Origin of the sequence: uncultured Pseudokineococcus sp., assembly GCF_947495735.1 — a bacterium.
Taxonomy (GTDB): Bacteria; Actinomycetota; Actinomycetes; order Actinomycetales; family Quadrisphaeraceae; genus Pseudokineococcus.
Map to the genome: position 1 here is coordinate 471,869 of NZ_CANMAA010000001.1, position 24,550 is coordinate 496,418.

Genomic DNA, 24,550 nt, shown 5'->3' on the forward strand with positions numbered 1-24,550 from the left:
GGGCCCACCACGAGCAGCACCCACCACAGGAGGAGAGAGCACATGGACGCACTACCCCGACGCGTCGCAGGCGCGGGCGAGATCTGCGGTGACATGACGACGGGCGCGGTCCGCGTCGTCGTCCTCGAGGCGGCACCCGTCATGGCCACGCCCGCGATCGCCGCCGGTGTGGGCGTGGTGGGCAGCGCCGCGGTCGGGTACTTCGCCGAGGAAGCGGGGGACAGCTGATGGCCCGCACGCGCGTCGAGCGGGTCTCGCTCGACGCCCGGGTGGCCGAGATCGGCGTGGACGCCGGCTCGGTCACGGTCTTCCCAGACGTGACCCCCGTGACCGCCACGCCGGGCATCGTCATCACGGGGGCCATGGTCAGCGCGGCCGTCGCCGGCTCGGAGATCGGCAAGAACGCCGACTGAGGACGTTGCGGCCCGTCCGGGTGCGACCCGACGGATGCTCGTCGGGTCGCACCCGGTCGGACTCGCCGCGGTGAGGAGGACGGGGGCCTCGGCTGCCCGTGGTGGCCCATCAGCGAGGAGGACGGGATGGAAGCGCGCGAGCGCCGCGTCCGCGGTGCGTCCGCGGTCAGCGGCGACCTGTCGGAGAAGACGTGCCACGTCGTGGTGCTGGACACGGCACCGGTCACGTCGACGCCGGCGGTCACCGTCGGCACGGTCGTCGGTGCGGTCGACGTCGTCGCCCAGGTCGGCGGCGGCTGAGCACGACGTCCGGGTGCGGCACGGCGACCGGCGGTCGTCGTGCCGCACCCGTGGCACGTCCGGCACCCGCGGCCGGTCGCCCGGCCCAGGTCAGGCGGGGGCCAGGGACGCGACGAGGAGGCCGACGATGACCGTGTTGAAGACGAGGGCGACGAGCGAGTGGGCCGTGACGACGCGGCGCAGCTGCGGGGTGACCACCGCCACGTCCGTCGTGCCGAGCGTCGTGGACACGGCGCCGGCGAAGTACACGAAGTCGGCGAAGCGCGGGGCGTCGTCCTGCGGGAAGTGCAGCCCGCCCTCGAGGTGGGTCCGGGTCGCGTAGTCGGCGGCGTACGTGAGCGTGAGGGTCACCCAGGCGAGCACGACGGCCGTGGCCGACACCGCTGTCGCCGCGGCCGAGTCCGCTGCGCCTCCCAGCGCGCGGGCCGCCGGCAGGTACACGGCGGTGGCCACGAGCACCACGGGGCAGACGAGGACGGCCATGATCGTCCCGGCCCTCGGGACGAGCACCCACCGCACGACCCAGCCCCCCCGCGCGGGCCGTGCGCGCAGGCACTCCTCCGGGAAGCGCCAGAACGCGGCACCGGTCAGGCCGACGTAGGCGAGGAGGAAGACGGAGAAGCCGGCGAGGGCGCGGGTCGCTCCCTCGGCCACCTCGTCGACCGCCAGCTCCGGCAGCCAGGAGAGGCCACCGCCGCCGTAGACGAGCGCCCAGACCAGGATCGAGAGGTAGTAGCGCCCGCTCTCGCGGCCCACCAGTCGGGGGAACCACCGCGCCCCCGCCGCTCCTGCGACCACGGCGGGGGTCAGACGGCCAGCGAGGTCACGAGCAGGGCGAGGACCACCGTGCTGAAGGTGAACGCCAGGACGCTGTGCACGAGGACGACCCCGCGGCTGCCCCGGTCGCGGACCGCGACGTCCGTGGTGCCGAGCGTGGCGGAGACGGCGACCGCCAGGTAGAGGTGGTCGGTGAACCCGGACCCGCGTCGTCCGGGCACGTCGAGCCCGCCGACGTGCTGCTCGCGACGCGCGTACACCACCGCGAAGCTGACCGTCATGGTGATCCAGGCGGCGACGACGAGGAGCACCGCGCACGCACCGCTGACCAGCTGCGCCAGCGGCGAGGGCAGCCCACCCGCGTAGGGCACGTACCAGAGGGCCACCGCGAGGGCGATCATCGCGGCCAGCGAGCCGGGGACGAGGTCGCGGCGCGTGGGGGTCCTCATCCGCCCGGTGATGTCCTTCGACGCGTTGTCCTCGCGGTGCCTGCTGAAGGCGCGCACCGTCAGCGCGCTGAAGACCAGCATGGTCACGGCGTAGCAGAGCACCCAGCGGTAGGTGACGAGCGGCACCTCCGACGCGTCGTCGCGCAGGGGCTGCAGGGCGACCGCGAGCGCGAGCCCGCTCCCCGCGGCGGCGTACCACCGGGCGACGTCGGTGTGCCACCACGTCGGCGGCTGGCGCGAGGCGACGCGCTGCGCTGCGACCACGCGGGCATGCTAGGGCGGGCCGGGGGCACCGGGGGCACCGGGGGCCGCGGGGGCCTCAGCCCGCCCGGGCGGCGTAGAACTCGGCGCCGGGGATGGCGGCGAGCAGCTCGCGCGTGTAGTCCTCCTGCGGGTCGCCCATGATCGCGTCGGTGGTCCCGTGCTCGACGAGCCGGCCGCGGCGCATCACCGCGACCGCGTGCGCCACCTGGCGCACCACGGCCAGGTCGTGGGTGATGAACAGGTAGGCGACCCCGAGCTCGCGCTGCAGCTCGTGCAGGAGCTCGAGCACCTGGTCCTGGACGAGGACGTCGAGCGCCGAGACCGCCTCGTCGAGGACCACGAGGCGGGGCTCCACCGCCAGTGCGCGGGCGATGGCGACGCGCTGGCGCTGGCCGCCCGACAGCTCGGCGGGCCGGCGCTGCGCGGCGTCGCGGGGCAGCGAGACCTGGTCCAGCAGCTCGCCCACCCGTCGCCTCCTCGACGCGCGGTCGCCCTCGTCGAAGACGCGCAGCGGCTCGTCGACCAGCCGCTCGACGCTCATCGTCGGGTCGAGGGAGGCGTACGGGTCCTGGAAGACGGGCTGCATGGCCCGGCGGACCGCCCGCCGACGGGCGCCCCGGGCCTCGCCCACGACGTCGTCGCCGACCAGCAGCCGCCCCGACGTCGGCTCCTCCAGGCCGAGGACCATGCGCGCGAGCGTGGTCTTGCCCGAGCCGGACTCGCCGACGACCGCGGTGGTCGTCCCCGCCGGCACCACGAGCGAGACGCCGTCGACGGCGGTGAGGTCGCCGTTCCCCCGGCCGCGCACCCGGTAGGTCTTGGTGACGTCCTCGACGCGGAGCACCGGCACCCCGTCGCCGCGGTCGTGCCGGCGCCCGGCCACCGGGGCCTCGCGCGCCTGCGCCCGCACCGTCGCGCGCGCCGCGCCGACGCTCGGCGCCGCGGCGACGAGGCGCCGGGTGTACTCGTGCTGGGGGTCGGTGAGCAGCTGTGCCGCCGGCCCCCTCTCCACGACGCGCCCCTTCGACATGACGACGACGGTGTCCGCGCGGTCGGCCGCCAGCCCGAGGTCGTGCGTCACGAGCAGCATCGAGGTGCCCGTCGACTCGGTCAGGTGCTCGAGGTGGTCGAGGATCTGCCGCTGCACCGTGACGTCGAGCGCGGAGGTGGGCTCGTCGGCGACGAGCAGCCGCGGCTCGCAGGCCAGCGCGATCGCGATGAGCACGCGCTGGCGCATGCCCCCGGAGAACTCGTGGGGGTAGGCCCGCGCGCGCCGGGCGGCGTCGGGGATGCCCGCGTGGCCCAGCAGCTCCACCGCGCGCTCGCGCGCCCGCCGCCCGGAGGCCAGGCCGTGCGCCCGCAGGACCTCCTCGACCTGCGCGCCCACGCGCATCACCGGGTTGAGGTTGCTCATCGGGTCCTGCGGCACGAGCCCCACCTCCCGGCCGCGCAGCTGCTGCAGCCTGGCGGGGGACGCGTGCGTGACGTCCTCGCCCGCGAACGAGATCGTCCCCGCCGCGACCCGTCCGCTGCCGGGCAGCAGGCCGATGAGCGCGGCGGCCGTGGTCGACTTCCCCGAGCCGGACTCGCCGACGACGGCCACCCGCTCGCCCTCGCGCACGAGCAGGTCCACGTCCTGCACCGCGGGCACCTCGTCCGCGCCCGTGCGGTAGGTCACCGTCAGCCCGCGGACCTCGAGCAGGGGCGGCCCGAAGACCTTCTCGGGCGCCGGCTCGACGTCGCCGTCGGTCGTGCCCGGCGACGAGCCGGCGATCCGGGCGCGCAGGGCCCGGAAGGCCTCGCCCGCGCCCTCGACGCCGCGTCCCAGGGCGTGGCCCACCGGCCCGCCCGGCCGGTCGTCCGGGCCGGCCCCGCCCGCGACGTGGCTCATCGCCCCACCGCGTAGCCCTGGTCGCCGCGGGGGTTCGCGGCCCCCTGCAGCAGCCCGGTCGCGGGGTCGCGCGTCACGACGGACAGGCGTCCGAGCGCCCAGTCCCCGGCGCGGGTGACGACGTGCCCCCGCTTCTCCAAGGAGCCGATGACCTCCTCGCCGAGGCGGTCTTCGACGACGGCGCCGCCCGGCGTCCAGGTGCGCGGCCAGAAGGAGCCGGGCATGGACGTCGTGTGCAGCGCCGGCGCGTCGACGGCCTGCTGCGGGGTGTACCCGCCGACGAGCGTGCGCAGCAGGTACAGCAGCTGCCACTGGTCCTGCTGGTCGCCGCCGGGGGAGCCCAGCCCCGCGACGCAGGAGCCGTCGCGCAGCACGAGCGTCGGCGTCAGCGTCGTCCGCGGCCGGCGGCCCGGGCGCAGCGAGGACGGCGCCCCGGGCTCGAGCCACGTCATCTGCAGGCGGGTGCCGAGGCAGAAGCCCAGCTCGGGAATGGTCGGCGAGGACTGCAGCCACCCGCCGGACGGCGTCGCCGAGACGACGGTGCCCCAGCGGTCGACGACGTCGAGGTGGCAGGTGTCCCCGCGGGTCGCGCCGGAGGCGCGCGGCACCGGCGCGCCGGAGGAGCGGACGGTCGGCTCGCCGGCCGCGGCACCGGCGGCGGCGACGTCGTAGGTCTCGCGCAGCGGCGGGAGGAAGGGCGTGCGCCCGTCCGGGGACCCGGGGCGCACCTCCCGGCTGGCGCCGGAGCCGATGAGCGCGCGCCGCTCGGCCGTGTACGCGGGGGACAGCAGGGTCCCCAGCGGGACCTGCTCCTCGTCGGGGCCGGGGTCGCCGTACCAGGCGTCCCGGTCGGCCAGCGCGAGCTTGAGCGCCTCGAGGACGACGTGCGCCCCGTCCGGCGTCGAGGGGTCGAGGTCTTCGGCGTCGAAGCCCTCGAGCAGCGCCAGGGCCTGCAGGAGCACCGGGCCCTGGCCCCAGGCGCCCGTCTTGGCGACGGTGGCGCCGAAGACGTCGAGGGTGACGGCGTCCTCGAAGCCGGCGGAGAAGGAGGCCATGTCCTGCCCGCGCAGCACCCCGGCGTGGTCGGTGCCGCTCGCGTGGCGGTGGGGCGCGCGCACGAAGGCGTCGACCGCCTCGGCGACGAAGCCCTCGCCCCAGGCCGAGCGCGCGGCCTCGATGCGGGCCTCGCGGCTCGGCCGGCCCGCGCCGGCGTCCACCAGCCGGTCGAGCACGTCGGCGTAGGCGGGGTTGGCGATGCTCGTCCCCGCGGTCGGCGCGGCGCCCGACGGCATCCACAGCGCCGCCGAGGTGGGCCAGTGCTCGGCGAACAGCTGCGCGACACCAGTGATCGTCGTCCCGACGCGGGCGAGCACCGGGTGGCCGTGCCGGGCGTAGCCGGTCGCGTAGCCGAGCACGTCGGCCAGCTCCCACGTGCCGAGGTCGCGCAGCAGCACCAGCCAGGCGTCGACCGCGCCGGGGACCGCGGCCGCGAGCGACCCCGCGCCCGGCACCAGGTCGAGCCCCTCGGCGCGGAAGTGCTCGGGCGTCGCCCCGGCCGGCGCCGGGCCCTGGCCCATCAGCACCCGCGGCGGCGCGCCGTCGGCGGTCGCCACCAGCCCGGTGACGTCGCCGCCGGGTCCGTTGAGGTGCGGCTCGACGACGTGCAGCACGAACGCCGCGGCGCAGGCCGCGTCGACCGCCGTGCCCCCGCGCTCGAGGACGGACATGGCGGTCCCGGAGGCGATCCAGTGCGTCGTCGCGGCCATGCCGAAGGTGCCCTGCAGGGTCGGCCGCGTGGGCTGGACGTCGGCGGAGGGGGGCGTCGTGAAGAGCGGTGGCGTCATCGGGCTGCCTTCCCCCGGCTGCGGCGCCGGGCGGTCACGGTCATCGGGTCGAGGGCGTCGCGCAGGGCGTCGCCGAAGAGGTTGAAGCCCAGGCAGATCACGGCGATGGCCAGACCCGGCAGGACGGCGGCGGAGGGCGAGCGCAGGAGGTACTGCTGGGCGTCGGAGAGCATGATCCCGAGGCTCGGCGTCGGGGGCTGGATGCCCAGCCCCAGGAAGGACAGCAGGGCCTCGCCGATCACCGCCGTCGGCATGATGATCGTGGCCTGCACGATGATCGCCGACGCGGCGTTGGGCAGGACGTGCTGCACGAGGATGCGCGGGCCGGAGGCGTCCATGGCCCGCGCGGCGTCGACGAAGGGCTTCCCGCGCGTGCGCAGCGTCTCGGCGCGGACCACGCGCACCATCGTCGGGATCGCGGCGACGCCGAGCGCGATCGCCGCGTTCCCCAGGCTCGCGCCGCCGATGGCGGCCAGGCCCACGGCGATGATGAGGAACGGGAAGGCCAGCAGCAGGTCGGTGAGCCGCGACACGACGGCGTCCACGCCCCGCCACCAGCCCGCCACCAGGCCGAGCGGCACCCCCACGAGGACGGCGAGCCCGACGGCCAGGGCGCCCACCTGCAGGGAGGCGCGCAGGCCGAAGAGGATGCGCGAGAGCACGTCCCGGCCCAGGTCGTCGGTGCCCAGCAGGAAGCCGACGGTGAGCGGGCGCTGGAACGGCGTCTCGAAGTGCACCTGCGTGGGCGAGTACGGGGCCAGCAGCGGCGCGAGGAGCGCCGCGAGCACCACGACCGCCAGCAGCACGAGCCCCACGACGCCCTTGGGGTCGTGGACCAGCCGGCGCAGGACCCGACCCCGGCCGCCGCCCAGGCCGTCACCGGAGTACCCGCTGCCGGCGGGGACGGCGGCGGTCGCCTCGGCGGCCATCAGGCCTCCACCCGCACGCGGGGGTCGAGCAGGGAGTAGAGCGCGTCGACCGCCAGGTTGATGACGACGTAGAACGCCGTCACGAGCACGACCACCGCCTGGATCACCGCGTAGTCCCGCGTGAAGACGGCGTCCAGCGTGAGCCGCCCGAGGCCGGGGAGCCCGAAGATGCGCTCCGTGACCACGGCCCCGGAGATCAGGCCGCCCAGCTGGAGCCCGATGACGGTGACCACGACGACCAGGCTGTTGCGCAGCGCGTAGCGCCCCAGCACCCGCCGCGGCGACAGGCCCTTGGCGCGGGCCGTGCGGACGTAGTCGGCCGACAGGGTCTCGAGCATCGAGGCGCGCGTCTGGCGCATGACGACGGCGGAGATCGCGGTCCCGAGGACGAAGGCCGGCATGGTCAGGTGCCAGAGCGCGCGCAGGGGGTCCTCCAGGGGGGAGACGTAGCCGGAGGCGGGGAAGAGCCCGAGCCAGACCGCGAGCACGAGCACGGCGAGGATGCCGATCCAGAAGCTCGGCACCGACAGCAGCAGCACCGACGTCGAGGAGACGGCCCACTCCTGCCAGCGCCCGCGCCGGACGGCGGCCACCACGCCGGCGCCCACGCCGAGGACGACGGCGACGACCATCGCGTACAGCGACAGCCACGCGGTCACGGGCAGGGTCGTCGCCACGAGGTCGGCCACCGGCTGGCCGGTGCGCACCGACTCCCCGAGGTCTCCCCGGAGGAGGTTCCCGACGTAGCGCCCGTACTGGACCGGCAGCGACTGGTCGAGGCCCAGGTCGGCCCGCACCGCGGCGAGCTGCTCGGGGGTCGCCTCCTCCCCGGCGAGCGCGAGGGCCGGGTCGCCGGGCAGCGCGCGGACGCCGAGGAACACGACGACCGACGCGAGCACGAGCGTCACGAGCGACTGCCAGGTGCGGTGGAAGAGGTAGCGCCCCATCAGCCCTCCCCGGGGTCGACGAAGGCCGCGCGGGACAGGCGCACGACGCCGTCGGCGAAGGTCTGCACGCCGGCGAGCTCGTCGGTGTGCGCCGTGAGGTTGCGCTGGCGGTAGAGGTACACGATCGGGTTGTCCTCCTGGACCTTCGTCACGACCTCGCCGTAGGTCGCGGCCCGCGCCGCCATGTCGGTGCCCGAGGCCGCGTCGACGAGGAGGGCGTCCATCTCGGCGTCGGAGTACCCCGAGTAGTTGTTGCCCGCCCCGGTGGACAGGAAGTTCTGGGTGTTGGCCGCGGGGTCGACGCGTCCGGACCAGCCGAGCTGGAGCATCCGGAAGTCGCCGCGGCTCTGGACGTCGAGCAGCGTCGAGTACTCGACGGGGGAGATGTCGAGGGCGAAGCCGCCCTCGGCGACCGACGCCTGCAGGGCCTGGCCCAGGCGCAGGGAGTCGGGGGTGTTGGTGATCTCCATCTCGATCTCCAGCGGCGGCTCCACGCCGGCCTCGCGCAGCAGCTCCAGCGAGCGCTGCGGGTCGTGCTCGGGGCAGGTCTCGCTCGCGGGCGTGCTGAAGGGGCTGTCGGGGCTGATCGGCGAGCACGCCGGGTCGAACCAGCCGTTGAAGACGGACCCGACGAGCGTCTCCCGGTCCACGGCGTGGGAGAACGCGAGGCGGACCCGCGGGTCCTGCGCCTCGGGGGTGTCGACCTCGCCGGGGGGCTCACCCGCGCCGTCCACGTTCCCCACGTTGAAGGTGACGGCCTGGTAGCCCAGCGACCCGGTCTGCAGCAGCTCGACCCCGGACTCGCGGGAGAGCGCCTCGGCGTCCTGGGTGGAGACGGTGTCGACGACCTGGACGTCGCCCGAGCGGAGGTTGGCGGCGCGGATGGCGGCGTCCGTCATGATCCGGTAGGTGATCGAGTCGAGGTGCACCTCCTCGGCCGCGTAGTACTCCGGGTCACGCTCGACGACGATCTCGGTCTGGGGGACCCGCTCGACGAAGCGGAAGGGGCCCACGCACACCGGTGAGCTGCCGAAGTCCTCGCCGAGCTCCTCGAGCGCCGTCGGCGACATCACCATGCCGGCGCGGTCGGCCAGGGCGGCCGTGATCGGGGCGAAGGGCGTCTCGTAGGTGAGGCGGACGTGCGTCGGGTCCACGGCCGTGATGTCGGCGACCGGCCCCAGCTCGCTGCGCCGCGAGGAGTCGGGCAGGTCGAGGTGGCGCTGCAGCGTCGTGGCCACGGCGTCGGCGTCGAACGGCGTGCCGTCCGCGAAGACGGCGTCCTCGCGGACGGGGACGACGACCTCGAGCCCGTCCTCGGACACCTCGGGCAGCGCCGTGGCGAGCTGCGGGACCAGCTCGCCGTCGGCGTCGATGTCGTAGAGCTTCTCGCACATCGAGGCCATGACGTAGCGCGTGTAGAGCGACGACGACGTCGTCGGGTCGAGCACGTCGGGCTCGGCCGACAGCCCCATCACGAGGTCGCCGCCCTCGCGGACGGGCGCGTCGCCGACCGGCGTCCCCACGACGTCCGCGCGCTCCACCGCCGACCTGGTGTCCTGGACGGCGTAGCAGGAGGTGAGCCCGAGCAGGAGCGCGGCCGCCCCCGGGACCGCCGACCACCGCGGGAGGCGGCGCGGCGGACCGCCCTCTCGTCTGCGAGCTGCTGCCACGGGAGCCTCCTCGTGCGCTGACGTCCTGCGGCACCGGGGGACCGGTGCCGAGCCCCCCGGCTGGGGCAGACCGTACGGACCCGGGCGCCCGGAGGGAACGGTCCGCGCCGAAGTGGTCACGCCGGCCTCGACCGGCCCGGGTGCCCCCGGAGGACGGCCAGCGGGCGCTCGCGGCGGCCGCCGCGGCGCAGGGGGGGTGGGGGGTCTGAGCGCCGGCCCACCGGGGGAGGTCCCGGCCTCGGGCGCTGCGTCGCGGCAGCGAGATGGAGGTCTGGGTCGAGGACGAGGTGGATCCGTGACGCAGACCTCCATCTCGCCGCGGGACGGTGGTGGTGCGCCCGGTGGTGGGCGCCCGGCGCAGCGCGCGGGGCGGTCCAGGAGGTCTCCAGGCAGCGGTGGCACGATCCCGGTGTGACCCCACCGACGTCGCCGAGCACCCCCGACCAGCGCCGCGTCGTCGTCCTCGGCTCCACCGGCTCGATCGGCGTGCAGGCGCTCGCCGTCGTCGCCGCCGCGCCCGAGCGCTTCCGCGTCACCGCGCTGGCGGCGGGCGGCTCGGACCCGTCCCTGCTCGCGCGCCAGGCCGTGGCGACCGGCGCCGAGCACGTCGCCGTCGCCGACGAGAGGGCCGTGCCGGCGCTGCGCGAGCACCTCGCCGAGGCGGCCCGCGCCGCCGGCCGCGCCGGGTGGGCGCCGGTCGTGGAGGCCGGTGCCGACGCCGTGGTGCGGGCGGCCGCGCTGCCCGCCGACGTCGTCCTGAACGGCATCACCGGCTCGGTCGGCCTCGCGCCCACGCTGGCGGCGCTGGAGGCCGCGGCGCCCGGGGGCGCCGCCGAGGGGGCGCTCCTCGCGCTCGCGAACAAGGAGTCGCTGGTCGTCGGGGGCCCGCTCGTGCTGGCCGCCGCCGAGCGCGCGGGCGGCATGGACCGCGCCGTGGTCCCGGTGGACTCCGAGCACTCGGCGATCGCCCAGTGCCTGCGCGGCGGGCGCGCCGAGGAGGTGCGCCGCCTCGTGCTCACCGCCAGCGGCGGTCCCTTCCGCGGCTGGAGCCGCGAGCGCCTGGAGGGCGTGACCCGCGAGCAGGCGCTCGCGCACCCCAACTTCGCCATGGGGCCGGTGATCTCCACCAACTCCGCGACGCTGGTCAACAAGGGCCTGGAGGTGATCGAGGCGCACCTGCTCTTCGGGCTGCCGATGGACCGGGTGGACGTCGTCGTCCACCCGCAGCAGGTCGTGCACTCGATGGTCGAGTTCTGCGACGGCGCCACGATGGCCCAGGCCTCGCCGCCGAGCATGCTCATCCCCGTCGCGCTCGGCCTGGGGTGGCCCGACCGGGTCCCGGAGGCCGGGCCGGGCTGCGACTGGAGCACCGCGCAGACGTGGGAGTTCGCGCCCCTGGACGACGAGGCCTTCCCCGCCGTCCGCCTCGCCCGTCAGGTGGGGGCCGCCGGGGGCACCGCGCCGGGCGTCTTCAACGCCGCCAACGAGGAGTGCGTGGAGGCCTTCCTGGCCGGGCGGACGTCCTTCACGAGCATCGTCGACACCGTCGCCCGCGTGGTCGAGGAGTCGGCGTCCGCGCCCGACGTCGCGAGCGGGACGACCGCGCAGGAGCTCACGCTGGACGACGTGCTCGCCGCCGAGCGCTGGGCGCGGGCCCGGGCGCGCGAGGTGCTGGGCGCGCGCGAGGGGGCCGCGCGATGACGATCACGTGGGGTCCCGAGGCGGTCCTGCTCGTCGTCCTGGGCGTCCTCGTCTTCGCGCTCGGCCTGGCCGCCTCCATCGCCCTTCACGAGGTCGGGCACCTGCTGCCCGCCAAGCGGTTCGGCGTCAAGGTGACGCAGTACATGGTCGGCTTCGGGCCGACCCTGTGGTCGCGCCGGCGCGGGGAGACCGAGTACGGCGTCAAGGCGGTCCCGCTCGGCGGCTACATCCGCATGGTGGGCATGTTCCCGCCGCGGCGGGGGGAGGACCCGGCCGTCATCCGGGAGTCCTCGACGGGCGTCTTCCAGACGATGGCCGACGACGCCCGCCGGCTGTCCGCCGAGGAGGTCGGTCCCGAGGACGCGGGCCGCGTGTTCTGGCGCCTGCCGGTCTGGAAGCGCGTCGTCGTGATGCTCGGCGGCCCGGCGATGAACCTGCTCATCGCCGTGGTCCTGCTGGGTGTCCTGACCACGACGATCGGCACCCGGGCCGTCTCGACCACCACGGTCGGCGCCGTCAGCGAGTGCGTGCTGCCGGCGTCCTCGACCGCCAGCGCGTGCCCGGCCGACGCACCGCCCACACCCGCCGCGGCGGCGGGCGTCCTCCCCGGCGACCGCGTCACCGCCTTCGACGGCGAGCCCGTGAGCGACTGGGAGGCCCTGCGCCAGGACATCCGCGACGCCGCGGGTCGCGAGGTGCCGCTCGTCGTGGACCGGGGCGGCGAAGCGGTCGAGCTGTCCATCACCCCCATCGCCACCGAGGTGCCGCAGCTCGACGACGAGGGCGCCGCCGTCCTCGGCGCCGACGACGCCCTGCTGACGACGCAGGCGGGCTTCATCGGCGTCACGCCCGTCCAGGAGCGCGCGGCCGACCCGGTGACGGCGGTCCCCGGCGTCGTCGTCGACCAGGTGGTCGCGGTCGCGGGCGTGGTCCTCACCCTGCCGCTGCGCATGGTCGACGTCGCCCGGGCGGCCTTCGGCGACGCCCCGCGCGACCCCGAGGGCCCCATCGGCATCGTCGGGGTCGGCCGCCTCTCGGGCGAGATCGCCGCCATCGACCAGTTCGAGCTGTCCGACCGCGTGGCCGGCCTCCTCGGCGTGCTCGGCGGCCTCAACGTCGCCCTCTTCGTCTTCAACCTGATCCCGCTGCTGCCGCTGGACGGCGGGCACGTCGCGGGAGCCCTCTACGAGGGCCTGCGCCGCCAGGTCGCCCGCCTGCGCCGCCGCCCGGACCCCGGGCCGGTCGACGTCGCCCGCGCTATGCCGGTGGTCTACGTCGTCACGGGGCTGCTCCTGGTGATGTCGCTGATGCTGCTCTACGCCGACATCGTCCGACCGGTGACGCTGCTGGGCTGAGCTCCCACGGGTCCGCGCGGGGTCGGGTGGGTCCGGGCCGGGTGCCTCCCCGGGCACTGGCTGCGCGCCCGGTCGGGGCTGCCGCCCCAGCCCGGACGCTCGCCTCACGTGCCCGGGGAGCCACCCGGCCCGGACCCGCGGGCGGGTGGCGCTCGGTCACGGATCCCGAGCCCTCGGCCCAGTCCCGCGCGCGGGAAGCGCTCGACCGCGGGTCCGGGGCGGTGGCCTCACCGGGCACGTCAGGCGAGCGCCCCGACCCCAGCGCTCGTCTCCACCGCGCGCGCTGCCAGTGCCCTGGGAGGCCGCCGCGCCGGGCCACGCGGCCACACCGGAGCTGCCCCAGCGCACGCCGTCGCCGTCGCCGCGAGCTCATCGAGACCAGGGGGGATACTGCAGGGCATGAGCCCCTCGGTGCCCGTGTCCCTCGGCATGCCCGCCGCGCCGCCGCCGGTGCTGGCGCCGCGCCGGCAGTCCCGCAAGATCAAGGTCGGCACCGTGGACGTCGGCGGGGACGCGCCCGTCAGCGTCCAGTCGATGACGACGACGCCGACGACGGACATCAACGGGACGCTGCAGCAGATCGCCGAGCTGACGGCGACCGGCTGCGACATCGTCCGCGTGGCGTGCCCCAGCCAGGACGACGCCGACGCGCTGCCGGCCATCGCGCAGAAGTCGCAGATCCCGGTGATCGCCGACATCCACTTCCAGCCGAAGTACGTCTTCGCGGCCATCGACGCCGGCTGCGCGGCGGTCCGGGTCAACCCGGGCAACATCCGCAAGTTCGACGACCAGGTGGCCTCGATCGCCAAGGCGGCCAAGGACGCCGGGGTGAGCGTGCGGATCGGCGTCAACGCCGGCTCCCTCGACCGCCGCGTCATGGAGAAGTACGGCAAGGCCACGCCCGAGGCGCTGGTGGAGTCGGCCGTGTGGGAGGCGTCGCTGTTCGAGGAGCACGACTTCCACGACTTCAAGATCTCCGTCAAGCACAACGACCCCGTCGTCATGGTGCGCGCCTACCAGCTGCTCGCCGAGCGGGGGGACTGGCCGCTGCACCTCGGCGTCACCGAGGCCGGGCCGGCGTTCCAGGGCACCATCAAGTCGGCCACCGCCTTCGGGGCGCTGCTCTCGCAGGGCATCGGCGACACGATCCGGGTGTCGCTGTCGGCGCCGCCGGCGGAGGAGGTCAAGGTCGGCAACCAGATCCTGGAGTCGCTGAACCTGCGCCCCCGCAAGCTCGAGATCGTGTCCTGCCCCTCGTGCGGGCGCGCGCAGGTGGACGTCTACACCCTCGCCGACCAGGTGACGGCGGGCCTGGAGGGCATGACCGTGCCGCTGCGCGTGGCCGTCATGGGTTGCGTCGTCAACGGCCCGGGGGAGGCCCGCGAGGCCGACCTCGGGGTGGCGTCCGGCAACGGCAAGGGGCAGATCTTCGTCAAGGGCGAGGTCATCAAGACCGTGCCCGAGGACCAGATCGTCGAGACCCTCATCGCCGAGGCCGAGCGCCTGGCCGAGCAGATGGGCCTCGACGCGGAGGCGGCCGAGGCCGCCGCCGGGGCGCCGACCGTCAGCGTGGGCTGAGGGTGCCGCTGCGCTCGTCCACCCGCGTCCTGCTGCGGGGCCTCGCCGTCACCGACCACGTCGTCGACGTCCCGCTGCGGTGGGACGTCGGCCACGGGCGCCCCGTGCCCGCCGCCGGTCCCGTCGCCGCGGCGGACCCCGGCGCGACGCTGCAGGTCCTGGCCCGCGAGGTCGTCGACGTCCGGCGCGAGCACGAGGACCTCCCGCTGCTGCTGTTCCTGCAGGGCGGGCCCGGGGGCAAGTCGCCGCGGCCGGTGCCCGGGCAGGGGTGGCTCGCCCGCGCGACGAGGACGCACCGCGTCGTGCTGCTCGACCAGCGCGGCACGGGGCGCAGCAGCCGCGTGGACGCCTCCCGGGTCGCCGAGCTCGGCGGCGACGAGGCGGTGGCCGAGCACCTGCGCCACCACCGCGCCGACGCCGTCGTGGCGGACGCCGAGCACGTGCGGCACGCCGTCTACGGAGGCCGCCGGTGGGAGAGCCTCGGCCAGAGCTACGGCGGCTTCCTCACGCTGACGTACCTCTCGCGCGCCCCGCACGGCCTGGCCGCCTGCTACGTGACCGGCGGCCTCGCCGGGCTCGAGGCGAGCGCCGAGGAGGTCTACCGGCGCTGCTACGCGCGCGTCCTCGACCGGAACCGGCGCCACCGCGCCCGGTTCCCCGGCGACCAGGCGCTGCTCGACGCCCTGGCCGACCGGCTCGACGCCGAGGACGTCCGCCTGCCCTCGGGCGACCGGCTCACGACGCGCCGCCTGCAGTCCCTCGGCATCGCCCTCGGGCGCGAGGACGGCTCGGACGACCTGCACTGGCTGCTCGACGAGGCGTTCCGCGACGGCCCGGGTGCGGCGCCGGACGGGCCGCTCGCGCCGTCCTTCCTCGCGGAGGTCGAGGAGCGGACCGGCCACGCGGACGGGCCGCTCTACGTCGTCCTGCACGAGTCCATCTACGCGCAGGGGCCGGCGCGGGGCCAGGGGCCGACCGCCTGGGCGGCCCAGCGCACCCTGCCGCCGGAGCTCGCGCCGTCCGCGCGCCCGCTCGGGCTGGTCGGGGAGATGACGTACCCCTGGCAGCTCGAGGAGACGGCGGCTCTGCGGCCCTTCCGCGGCGCCGCCGAGCTGCTGCACGCGGTCGACGACTGGGAGCCGCTCTACGACCTCGACGTGCTCGCCGCCAACGAGGTGCCGCTGGCGGCGCTGGCCTACCACGACGACCTCTACGTCGACGTGGACCTCTCGCTCGCCACGGCGCGCGCCGTCGGGTCCGCGGAGGTCTGGGTCACCAACGAGTGGCAGCACGACGGCCTGCGCGCGAGCGGCGGGGCGGTGCTGGACCGGCTCCTGGGGTCCGTCGGCGACCGGGGCGGCCCTCTGCCCTGAGCCGAGCCGCCGGCCCGCGGGCGATCCGGCGGGGCGATGGCTGCGGCCGCGGCGGCGAGGTGGTGGGATGGCGGCGTGCTGCGATCCGGGGCGAGGGTGCTCGACGACGCCGACCGGGAGGAGCTCCTCGAGCTCTGCGCCCGCGACGCGGTGACCAACGTCTTCGTGGCCGGCCGGGTCGAGGCCCTCGGCGCGTCGCCGCGCCGGCTCGGCGGCGAGGTCTGGGGCTTCGGCGCCCCCGGCCGCCTCGAGTCCGCGTGCTGGTCCGGGGCCAACCTCGTGCCCGTCGAGGCGCACGACCGGGCCCTCGACGCCTTCGCGTCGCGCGCCCGGTCCCAGGGCCGGCGCTGCTCCTCGGTCGTCGGCCCGGCCGACGCCGCCCTCGGCCTGTGGGAGCGCCTCGCGCCGGCGTGGGGCCGGGCGCGCGAGGTGCGCCCCCGCCAGCCGCTCCTCGTGCTGGACGGCCCCGCCGCCGTCGAGCCCGACCCCTTCGTGCGGCGGGCGCGGCCGGACGACCTCGACCTGCTCGTGCCCGCGTGCGTGGCCATGTTCACCGAGGAGGTCGGCTACTCGCCGGTCGCCTGGGACGGCGGTCGCGCCTACCGCGCGCGGGTGGGCGAGCTGGTGGCGGGCGGCCGCTCGTTCCTGCGCCTCGACGCGGGGGAGGGGGCCGAGGCCCAGCCCCTGCTGCCCGGGCGGGGCGCCCGACGGGTCGCCTTCAAGGCCGAGCTGGGTGCCGTCTCGTCGGCGGCCGTCCAGGTGCAGGGCGTCTTCGTCGACCCGGAGCTGCGCGGTCAGGGGCTCTCGGCCCCCGGCATGGCCGCGGTGGCCCAGCTGGCCCGCGAGCGGTCCGACGTCGCGGTGAGCCTGTACGTCAACGACTTCAACGTCCCGGCCGTCGCCTCCTACCGCCGGGCGGGCTTCCGCGAGGCCGGCGTGCTCGCGACCGTGCTCTTCTGAGGGGCCCTGCCCACGGTGTCCTGGGCACCACGTTCGGGTGGATCGACCGCAGGACCGGCCCCGCCGTGCGACGATCGGTCGTCCGGCAGTCCCGAGGTGCGCCGCTGGAGTCGCTCCTGACGAAATCGACGGTCCACCCCAGGGAGAGCGACATCCCATGGCCGAAGCCCCCAGCGCCGCCCATGACGCCCGCTCGGTGACCACGTCGGCCGGCGGGGAGTCCCGAGCGCACGCCGCCGGCACCCCGAGCCTGGACGCCGTGCCCGGACCGCGGAGCCGCGCCGCCTCGCGGCTGGCCGCGGTGGCGGAGCGGACGGCGACCGGGCCCAACCCGGCCCTCCTGGGCTCCGGCGACGCGGAGGGGCTGCTGGCCGCCGCCGCGGCCACGGGCGCGAACCGGCGCCGCGAGGTGGACGTCCACGTCGTGCTCCTCCTCGCGGTCGACCTGCTGGTGGTCGTGCTGGCGGCGGTGGCCGTCGAGCTGCAGCCCCTCATGGCCGTGCTCACCACGCTGCTGCTCACCTTCAGCCGCGCGTCGCTCGACCTCTACCGGCGGCGGCTGGGCCTCAGCGTCCTCGACGAGATGCCGCGGGCCGTGCAGAGCACCGTGCTGACCCTCGGCGTGGCCAGCATCTCGGTGGTGCTGTGGGGGGCGACGTACCTGCTGGCGCCCACGACGCGCTTCCTCGCCGCCTTCCTCGTGCTCAGCGTGCTCGGGCGGCTCGTCGTCTACGCCGCGATGCGGCGTCGGATGCGGCGCCACCCGGAGGCGCGCCGCCGCACGCTGGTGCTCGGCGCGGGCGCCGTCGGGACGGAGCTGGCGGCCGCCATGCAGCGCCACCCCGAGCAGGGGCTGGAGCCGGTCGGCTTCGTGGACGGCCACAGCCGCCACCGGGGCGCCGCCCCCGACGTCGCCGTGCCGGTGCTCTCCCAGGACGAGACCCGGCTGCACGAGGCGCTGGAGCGCCACGGGGTCGAGACGGTCGTCGTCGCCTACAGCTCCCAGCCGGAGGCGGAGGTGGTCAACAGCGTCATCGTGGCCGCCTCGCACGGATGCGAGGTCCTCGTCGTCCCGCGCCTGTTCGAGCTGCAGCACGACGGCCCGGACGTGGAGAGCCTGCGCGGGACGCCCCTGGTCCGGCTGCGGACCGACGTCACGACCTCGCCCGCGTGGCTGGCGAAGACCCTGGTGGACCGGGTGGTGGCCGGGGTGGCCGTCGTCCTGCTGGCCCCGGTGCTCCTGGCCGTGTCGGTCGCCGTCGTCATGGACTCGGGGTTCCCCGTCCTCTTCCGCCAGGAGCGCGTCGGGCTGTGGTCGCGGCCGATCACCCTGCTGAAGTTCCGCTCGATGCGGCCGGCCACCGAGGAGGAGAGCCGGACCAACTGGAACATCGCCGGTGATGCGCGGGTCAGCCCCATCGGGCGTTTCCTGCGCAAGACGTCCCTCGACGAGCTGCCGCAGCTCTTCAACATCCTGCGCGGCGACATGAGCCTGGTGGGGCCCCGGCCCGAGCGGCCCGCGTTCGTCCAGCAGTTCTCCCGTGACCACGACCGCTACTGGGCCCGCCACCGGGTGCCCGTGGGCCTCACCGGCTGGTCGCAGGTCAACGGCCTGCGTGGTGACACGTCCATCCAGGACCGCTCCCGGTACGACAACTACTACATCGCCAACTGGTCGCTGTGGCTCGACGCCAAGATCATCCTGCTGACGCTGCGCGAGGTGCTGCGGGGCAGCGGCGGCTGACCGGGGCGCCGGGCCGCTGCAGCTCTCGGTTCCGCGCAGTCGGGGCGGAGGACGACGGCACGCCCGCGTCGGGGGGTGCCGCCGTCCGCGGTGCGGCCTCGGTCAGCCGGCGTCGGCCCGACGCCGGCGGGCGCTGGTGACCGTCCCGGCCGAGCCGCCGATCACGAGGAGGGCTCCTCCGGTGAGGAGGAGCGCGTCCGAGAGCCCGCTGCTCGCGCCGCCGACCCCGGTGTCAGCGCCCCCCGACGGGACGACCGCCATCCCCGCCGCACCCTCGGCGGCCGTCGAGCCGTCCCCGTCGCCCGGGACAGGGGTGCTGGTCGCACCTGCCCCTTCGGCGGGAGCTGCCACGCCGACCGCGGGGGCCACCCCGGTCGTGCCCGTGGCGTCGACGACGGGGAGCAGCGACGGCGCGTCGCCGTCCTGACCGAGGAGGAAGACGGTGTAGACGGTTTCGGCGTCCAGCGTCGCGGTCGCGGCGCTCACCGCCCCACCGGCGTTCACGCGCAGGTCCCAGTCGCCCGCGGGGACGTCGGAGTAGGCGGTCGCCTGCCCGAAGACCGCGCCCTGGGCGATGACGGGCCCGTCCACGGCTGCGACGTCGACCAGGGGCGTGCCCTGCGCCGCGTTGACGAGGCGGACGCGGGCGGAACCGTCCTCGGGCGCCGTCCGCTCGTCCGCCAGGGTGGCCAGGCGCGGTTGGTCGAGCGTCCCGAGCCCGGCCAGCGTCGTCGCGGCACCCGGCGCGAGGTCGAAGGTCCCCGACAGCGCGGGCGCGTCCGCCTCGTCGCTGCCCGTCGGGCGGACGTCGACGCGGTACTCGCCCGCGGGGACGTCCTCGTAGCCCCCCACGGTCCCGTAGCCGGCGGCGTCGGCCAGCTCGACGGGCTCGCCGCCGTCGAGGGGCGTCGCGACGAAGTCCATCCCCTCGAGACCCGGCACGAGGTGGGCCGCCCGGACGGACGTCTCGGCCGCGGGGGCGCCTGAGGCCAGCGCCGGGGAGGAGCCGAGCCCGATCGCCCCGGCGAGGAGGGGCAGGACCACGACGCCGCGTCGCGCGGGCCGCCCGACGCGACCCGTGGCGCCGTGTCGGGATGGGGTGCTCATGCGCTCGTCCATGGTGTCCCTCCGTGACCGACGGGCAGCGCGACCACGCAGCCCGGTTGCCACAGCATGCTGCACCGTGACCGTGCGCGAGCACCGGTGCGGCGAAGAGGGTGCGCCCGAGCCCGCGGCCCGGCGCCCCACCAGAGCGCCGGGGCGGCGTCAGCGTCGCGGGCTCGTCATCGCTGTCGCGCTCCTGCGCAGGAGTCGGTCGACGACCGCGGACCGCCGCGCGGAGGGCCCGTAGGAGGGGCAGGTCCGGGCGCCGCAGGCGCCGCAGTCCGACCCGCGGCGGAAGTGCTCGTGGGTGTCACGGTCGTGCCCGCACCGGCATGCGGTCGCGGTGCGGCGGGCGGCGGATCGCATGTCGTCCTCACACATCGTCGGGGTTGCTCACTCAGCGTAGATCCGACCCGCCGCTGGACGCGACGTCCGGTGAAGTTGACCCATCCGGGTCAGCGCGAGCGCCGAACAGGGGCGACTGCACGCCACTACTCTCGGTCCCGGAGTCGTCGCCTGCCGCGCCGCCTCCTTCGCGATCCCGACGGCGTGTGAGCGAAGGCTCTGCCCTCCTCGCCGAAAGGTGCCACTCATGAGCACGCTCCGTCATGTCAGGTCGCAGTGGGTTCGACCGGAGCGGACGGCCACCCCGAGCGTGACCATCGTCGTCCCGGCCCGCAACGAGGCCCGCAATCTCGAGGTCGTCCTCCCGCAGCTCCCTGCCGTGCACGAGATCCTCGTCGTCGACGGCCACTCCTCGGACGACACCGCGGACGTGGTCCGGCGCGTGCGACCGGACGCGCGCCTCCTCCAGCAGACGCGTCGGGGCAAGGGCAACGCCCTCGCCGTCGGCTTCGAGAACGCGACGGGCGACGTCGTCGTGATGTTCGACGCGGACGGCTCCGCCGACGCCGACGAGATCCCCGCGTACGTGGCGGCTCTCGAGGCGGGCGCCGACTTCGCGAAGGGGAGCCGTGTGCTCGCCGCGGGGGGCAGCGAGGACATCACCGTCCTCCGCGACGCGGGCAACCGGGGACTGACCCTGGTCGTCAACACGCTGTTCCGCACCCGCTACACCGACCTCTGCTACGGGTACAACGCCTTCTGGCGCGACATCCTCCCCGTCGTCTCCGTCCCCGCCTCGGCCGGGGCTGACCCCGTGTGGGGCGACGGCTTCGAGATCGAGACGCTCATCAACTGCCGCATCGCCGCGGCCGGTCTCGTCATCCACGAGGTGCCGAGCGTGGAGAAGGAACGGATCCACGGCGAGAGCAACCTCAACACCTTCCGCGACGGCTTCCGGGTGCTGAGGACCATCCTGCGCGAGCGCCTCCGCCGAGGTGGCGCGTCGCCGCGGGGGATCGAGCCGCCGGTGGTGGAGGTCCCCGCGGCCGAGGTCCTGCCCCAGGGCCTGCGCACCGACCACGTCGACCTCACCGTCGCCTCAGCGGCCGCCGAGGACCCGACCGAGCGTGAGCGCCAGCACCGGGCGGACGACGCCCAGCGCGAGCGGCACGCCGTGGCCCCGGAGCCCCGCCGGCTGGCCCCCACCAGCCAGGAGGCCCGGTGACGGGGACGGCCCCCGCGCCCCGGGCGCCTGGTGAGGCCCCCGGCCCCCCGTCCGTGCTCGTCGTCGGGGCGGGGTGGATGTTCACCTCGGGCATCAGCTACTACACCTGTCGCCTCGCGAACGCCCTGTCCACGCGGGCCACCACGAGCGCCCTCCTCATGCGCCGCCTCGTCCCACGCGCGCTGTACCCGGGCAGGGCGCGCGTCGGGACGCGCGTCAACGACCTGGACTACGTGCCCGAGGTCGACGTGCTCGACGGCCTCGACTGGTTCTGGGGCGCGTCGGCCCTCCGTGCCGCGAGGTTCGTCGGCCGCCGCTCGCCGGACGTCGTGGTGCTGCAGTGGTGGACCGGTGCCGTCCTCCACAGCTACGTGATGCTCGCCCTGCTCGCTCGACGGCGCGGCGCCCGGGTCGTCATGGAGTGGCACGAGGTCCAGGACACGGGGGAGGCGCGCATCCCCGGGGTGGCCCGGTACGTGAGGTTCGCGATGAAGGCGCTCCTGCGGATGGTCGACGCCCACGTCGTCCACTCCGAGTACGACCTCGACCTCCTCGTGCGCGCCTACCACCTCGACCGCGCGGACGCCACGCTCGTGGCTCACGGGCCGTACGACCACGTGGGCACCGGACCGGCGGCGCCGGCGGGCGAGATCCCCTCGCCGGGGGAGGGGAGTCGCACCAGCACGGTCGAGGACCCCTTCACCCTCCTGTACTTCGGCGTCATCCGTCCGTACAAGGGGGTCGAGGACCTCGTCGCGGCGTTCGAGGGGCTTCCCGACGAGGTCGGCCGCCGCGTCCGCCTCCTCGTCGTCGGCGAGACGTGGGAGGGGTGGACCGCCCCTCTCGAGGCCATCGGCCGCAGCCCGGTCCGCGACCGCATCGACGTCGTCAACCGCTACGTCACCGATGCCGAGGTGTCGGAGGTCTTCGCCCGGGCCGACGGCGTCGTCCTCCCGTACCGCCGCTCCTCGTCCTCCGGACCGCTGCACATCGCCATGAGCTCCGGGCTCCCCGTCGTGGTGAGCGCCGTCGGCGGGCTCGTCGAGGCGGCCGGGGACTACGAGGGCGTCCGCTTCGCGCCCCCCGGGGACGTCGATGCCCTGCGCTCCGCCCTGGTCGAGCTGGTCGACCGGCGCGGCGAGCGGTACGCGGACCCGCACAGCTGGTCCAGGACGGTGGAGCGCTACGGGCGGGTCCTGACCTCTGTGGGCGTCTCGTCGTGGGACCAGGGGCCCGCCTAGGCCGGCTCCTCGTCGCGCTCCTGCGGCGGCAGGCCGCCGCCCGGTGCCGGCCCTCCCGACGCCGGCACCGGGCCGACGGGTTCGGCTCGTGAGGGCTACGAAGACGGGTCCGAGGCCTCCTCGGCGGTGCGGGCCAGCTCGCCGAGCACGTCGAGCGCCGGGTCGCCGGGACCGATGTCGTAGCCGTCGGTGTCCTCACGGCTCCAGTGCCACAGCAGGTATCCGGAGGCCCCGGCGTCCAGCGCCGCACGGCCCTTGTCTGCCAGGAGCCGGGCGCGGCGCTCGCGACCGCGCTCGTCCTGCGCCGTGATGCCCACCTCGCCGACGACCAGGGGCTTCCCGAGCTCGGCGGCGATCGCGAAGGCGCATCCGACGGGGGCGTCCGTGCGCCGGCACCGGGCGTCGTCGACGGACGGCGGCCGGCCGGCCTCCCCGCCGGGCATCGCGGACTCGTCGTCGCCGTAGAAGGCCCAGTCGTGGACCTCGACGAAGTCCATCTCCGGCAGCTCGTACACCTCGCGCAGGTCGGTGCCGCTGCCGCCGGGGGCGCCGTTGCCCTGGGTGCCCAGAGTCACGAGGTGGTGCGGCGCAGCCTCGTGCACCACGGCCCCCACGTCCTGGGCGAAGGACACGAGGACGCTCCGGTCCTCGCTCGTCCGCCGAGGGGTCTCGGCCTCGTTGACGAGGGTCCAGGCGGCCACCACCGGCTCGTCCGCGTAGCGCTCGGCCACCAGGGCGGCGTAGTCCCGGAACGAGAGCCGCGCCGTGCCCAGGGGCTCCCGGTACCCCTCGGTGTACCAGCTGTCGCTCTCGACCTGGTCGAGCGGGACGTCCTCCTCTCCCGTCGAGCAGTCGCCCGGCCCGTCCTCGAGGACCGGCATGACGCGGAGCCCTGCGTCCTCGGCGGCCCGCAGCACGCGGTCGACGCCCGAGAAGTCCCGCCCGCCCTCGGTGTAGCTCTGGAAGGCCCAGAAGCGGACCACGCCCGCACCCTTCTCGCGCAGCTGCTCGAAGGTCGCGGCGAGCTCGACGTCGGTGAGCCGTCCCGCGGGGTTGCAGCTGTAGACGTCCGAGGCGGCGGCGTCGTAGAGGTTCACGCCCACGAAGCGGTACGGCTCGCCCCCGGCGACGAACCGGTCCCCGTCCCGCTCGACGAACGACTCGTCCGGGCCGGCGCAGGCGACCGCCGAGGTCAGGACGAGGGCGACCGCCGCGACGACTCCCCCAGCGCGAGGTCGAGAGCGGGCGCCATGCGCTCGACGACCCGGTCCCATGTGAGCTCCTCGACGACCCGCCGGCGACCGGCCCTGCCCGCGGCCGCTGCGGCGGCCGGGTCCGCCAACGTTCTCACGAGCGCGTCGGTGAGCGCGTCGACGTCGCCGCGGGGCCCGATCCGCCCCTCGACGCCGTCGGTGAGCATGTCCGGGATGCCGCAGCTGTCGCTCGTGACCACGGGGAGGCCGTGCGCCATGGCCTCGATGAGCACGAGGGGGAACGGGTCGAACAGGGACGGCAGGACGAAGAGGTCGGCCTCCTCGTACAGCCGGTGGACGACGGCGCGCTCGTGCACCCGCCCGAGCACCTCGACGCCCGGGGGGACGTCTAGGTGGGACGGGCGCGTCCCGACCAGCTGCAGGCGCGCGCCCGGGTGCACCTCGCGGACCCGCTCGAAGGCCTGCAGGAGCAGGTGCCCGCCCTTGCGCTCGAAGTCGTTGCCGATGAAGAGGAGGACGGGGCCCCTGCTGCCCGGGGCGCGCCGGGCGGCCGGTGCGGGCAGCTCGTGCGCGTTGACGCCGGCGCCCACGACGGAGACGCGCGCGGGATCGACCCCGTAGTCCTCGACCAGCGAGGTGCGGGTGGCCCGGCTGAAGGCGAACAGGTGCTCGGCGCCGCGGTAGGCGGCGCGCTCGCGGGCGTACCAGGCCTCCAGGTCCGCGCCCGCCAGCGGGTTCCAGGGCGCCCACCCCTCGGCGGACTGGCGGTGCGTGCAGTCCACGTAGAGCAGGGTCGGCGCGCCGGCCACCTCGAAGAGCGCGTGGACCTGCAGGACCGGGGTGCTGGGCGCCGCGAGGCGCTCCAGGCGTCGGACGGCGTTCGACGAGCGGAGCGCGTACGCCCAGCTGCTCTTGTAGAAGCGCTCGGCCCAGTCCTCCCGCCGGGGCCGGAAGGTGGTGGCGGCGACCGCGAGCCGCTGGATCCGCGTGAGCTCCGGGCTCAGGTGGGCGGCGACGTCGTACCGGCGGCCGACCGCCGCGAAGAGGTAGGGGGTCAGGGCGTCCCCCCGCGAGGCCAGGACGAGCCCTCCCGGTGGGCCGTCTCCCTCGCGCGCGGACCGCCCCGCCGCTCGGTCCGTCCCCTGGTCCACCGCCACGTCGTGCACTCCTCCTCCTCAGCCGCCGGCGGCGGCCCTGCTCATCGTGTCCCCCGTGCTGCCGCGAGG

21 protein-coding genes are annotated in these 24,550 nt (G+C 75.7%); 11 read left to right on the top strand and 10 right to left on the bottom strand.

Annotated elements, in window-relative coordinates:
• Positions 1 to 42: 42 nt before the first annotated feature.
• From Q0848_RS01990 to Q0848_RS02000, 3 genes are all read left to right on the top strand, one after another.
• Positions 43 to 228 carry a hypothetical protein gene (locus Q0848_RS01990; protein WP_299034052.1) on the top strand — a complete coding sequence of 62 codons (186 nt, stop codon included), beginning with the start codon at positions 43 to 45 and terminating at the stop codon, positions 226 to 228.
• The gene (locus tag Q0848_RS01995; protein ID WP_299034053.1) at positions 228 to 413 is read left to right on the top strand and encodes a hypothetical protein; all 186 of its coding nucleotides are present in this window, start codon (positions 228 to 230) and stop codon (positions 411 to 413) included. Before Q0848_RS01990 ends, Q0848_RS01995 begins: the two co-directional genes overlap by 1 nt.
• Positions 414 to 539: 126 nt before the next feature.
• The gene (locus Q0848_RS02000) at positions 540 to 713 is read left to right on the top strand and encodes a hypothetical protein (RefSeq protein ID WP_299034055.1); all 174 of its coding nucleotides are present in this window, start codon (positions 540 to 542) and stop codon (positions 711 to 713) included.
• 90 nt (positions 714 to 803) lie between these two features.
• Here the strand turns inward: Q0848_RS02000 and Q0848_RS02005 are convergent, their stop codons facing one another.
• Genes Q0848_RS02005 through Q0848_RS02035 form a run of 7 tightly spaced genes read right to left on the bottom strand, consistent with a single transcriptional unit; the run spans position 804 to position 9,484 of the window.
• Positions 804 to 1,511 (bottom strand): DUF1345 domain-containing protein, encoded by a 708-nt coding sequence (locus Q0848_RS02005; protein ID WP_299034057.1) that lies wholly within the window; start codon positions 1,509 to 1,511, stop codon positions 804 to 806.
• Between the two features lie 8 nt (positions 1,512 to 1,519).
• Entirely contained in the window at positions 1,520 to 2,203 is a 684-nt protein-coding gene (locus Q0848_RS02010) for a DUF1345 domain-containing protein (protein WP_299034059.1), read from the bottom strand.
• A gap of 55 nt (positions 2,204 to 2,258) precedes the next feature.
• Positions 2,259 to 4,094 (bottom strand): ABC transporter ATP-binding protein, encoded by a 1,836-nt coding sequence (locus tag Q0848_RS02015; RefSeq protein ID WP_299034062.1) that lies wholly within the window; start codon positions 4,092 to 4,094, stop codon positions 2,259 to 2,261.
• Positions 4,091 to 5,938, bottom strand: coding sequence for a gamma-glutamyltransferase family protein (locus Q0848_RS02020; protein ID WP_299034064.1), 1,848 nt, complete (start codon positions 5,936 to 5,938; stop codon positions 4,091 to 4,093). The genes Q0848_RS02015 and Q0848_RS02020 overlap by 4 nt, the downstream gene beginning before the upstream one ends.
• Entirely contained in the window at positions 5,935 to 6,867 is a 933-nt protein-coding gene (locus tag Q0848_RS02025; protein ID WP_299034067.1) for an ABC transporter permease, read from the bottom strand. Before Q0848_RS02025 ends, Q0848_RS02020 begins: the two co-directional genes overlap by 4 nt.
• Positions 6,867 to 7,814: an ABC transporter permease gene (locus Q0848_RS02030; protein ID WP_299034070.1), complete on the bottom strand. Its 948-nt coding sequence runs from the start codon at positions 7,812 to 7,814 to the stop codon at positions 6,867 to 6,869. Before Q0848_RS02030 ends, Q0848_RS02025 begins: the two co-directional genes overlap by 1 nt.
• The gene (locus tag Q0848_RS02035; RefSeq protein WP_299034073.1) at positions 7,814 to 9,484 is read right to left on the bottom strand and encodes an ABC transporter substrate-binding protein; all 1,671 of its coding nucleotides are present in this window, start codon (positions 9,482 to 9,484) and stop codon (positions 7,814 to 7,816) included. The genes Q0848_RS02030 and Q0848_RS02035 overlap by 1 nt, the downstream gene beginning before the upstream one ends.
• Before the next feature lie 411 nt (positions 9,485 to 9,895).
• Here Q0848_RS02035 and dxr point away from each other — a divergent pair, with 411 nt between their 5' ends.
• From dxr to Q0848_RS02065, 6 genes are all read left to right on the top strand, one after another.
• Positions 9,896 to 11,185 (top strand): 1-deoxy-D-xylulose-5-phosphate reductoisomerase, encoded by a 1,290-nt coding sequence (gene dxr / locus Q0848_RS02040; RefSeq protein WP_299034076.1) that lies wholly within the window; start codon positions 9,896 to 9,898, stop codon positions 11,183 to 11,185.
• Complete coding sequence (locus Q0848_RS02045) at positions 11,182 to 12,540, top strand: RIP metalloprotease (RefSeq protein ID WP_299034079.1); 1,359 nt, start codon at positions 11,182 to 11,184, stop codon at positions 12,538 to 12,540. Before dxr ends, Q0848_RS02045 begins: the two co-directional genes overlap by 4 nt.
• 399 nt (positions 12,541 to 12,939) lie before the next feature.
• The gene (ispG, locus tag Q0848_RS02050; protein ID WP_299034082.1) at positions 12,940 to 14,118 is read left to right on the top strand and encodes a flavodoxin-dependent (E)-4-hydroxy-3-methylbut-2-enyl-diphosphate synthase; all 1,179 of its coding nucleotides are present in this window, start codon (positions 12,940 to 12,942) and stop codon (positions 14,116 to 14,118) included.
• A 2-nt stretch (positions 14,119 to 14,120) separates the two neighbouring features.
• Positions 14,121 to 15,491, top strand: coding sequence for an alpha/beta fold hydrolase (locus Q0848_RS02055; RefSeq protein ID WP_299034085.1), 1,371 nt, complete (start codon positions 14,121 to 14,123; stop codon positions 15,489 to 15,491).
• A 75-nt stretch (positions 15,492 to 15,566) separates the two neighbouring features.
• On the top strand, positions 15,567 to 16,451 hold the full coding sequence (locus Q0848_RS02060) for a GNAT family N-acetyltransferase (protein WP_299034088.1): 885 nt from the start codon (positions 15,567 to 15,569) through the stop codon (positions 16,449 to 16,451).
• Between the two features lie 157 nt (positions 16,452 to 16,608).
• Complete coding sequence (locus Q0848_RS02065; protein ID WP_299034091.1) at positions 16,609 to 18,195, top strand: sugar transferase; 1,587 nt, start codon at positions 16,609 to 16,611, stop codon at positions 18,193 to 18,195.
• Between the two features lie 102 nt (positions 18,196 to 18,297).
• Here Q0848_RS02065 and Q0848_RS02070 read toward each other — a convergent pair whose 3' ends face one another.
• Positions 18,298 to 19,302 carry a DUF4397 domain-containing protein gene (locus Q0848_RS02070; RefSeq protein WP_299034094.1) on the bottom strand — a complete coding sequence of 335 codons (1,005 nt, stop codon included), beginning with the start codon at positions 19,300 to 19,302 and terminating at the stop codon, positions 18,298 to 18,300.
• Between the two features lie 589 nt (positions 19,303 to 19,891).
• Between Q0848_RS02070 and Q0848_RS02075 the strand changes: the two genes are divergently transcribed.
• Complete coding sequence (locus tag Q0848_RS02075; protein ID WP_299034097.1) at positions 19,892 to 20,869, top strand: glycosyltransferase family 2 protein; 978 nt, start codon at positions 19,892 to 19,894, stop codon at positions 20,867 to 20,869.
• Positions 20,866 to 22,110, top strand: a complete 1,245-nt coding sequence (locus Q0848_RS02080) for a glycosyltransferase (protein ID WP_299034100.1) — start codon at positions 20,866 to 20,868, stop codon at positions 22,108 to 22,110. Before Q0848_RS02075 ends, Q0848_RS02080 begins: the two co-directional genes overlap by 4 nt.
• A 95-nt stretch (positions 22,111 to 22,205) precedes the next feature.
• On the opposite strand, the gene Q0848_RS02085 is transcribed toward Q0848_RS02080, so the two are convergent.
• Both Q0848_RS02085 and Q0848_RS02090 read right to left on the bottom strand, forming a co-directional pair.
• Complete coding sequence (locus Q0848_RS02085; RefSeq protein WP_299034103.1) at positions 22,206 to 23,384, bottom strand: cellulase family glycosylhydrolase; 1,179 nt, start codon at positions 23,382 to 23,384, stop codon at positions 22,206 to 22,208.
• Positions 23,303 to 24,475, bottom strand: a complete 1,173-nt coding sequence (locus tag Q0848_RS02090; RefSeq protein ID WP_299034106.1) for a glycosyltransferase family 4 protein — start codon at positions 24,473 to 24,475, stop codon at positions 23,303 to 23,305. Before Q0848_RS02090 ends, Q0848_RS02085 begins: the two co-directional genes overlap by 82 nt.
• Positions 24,476 to 24,550: the final 75 nt, after the last annotated feature.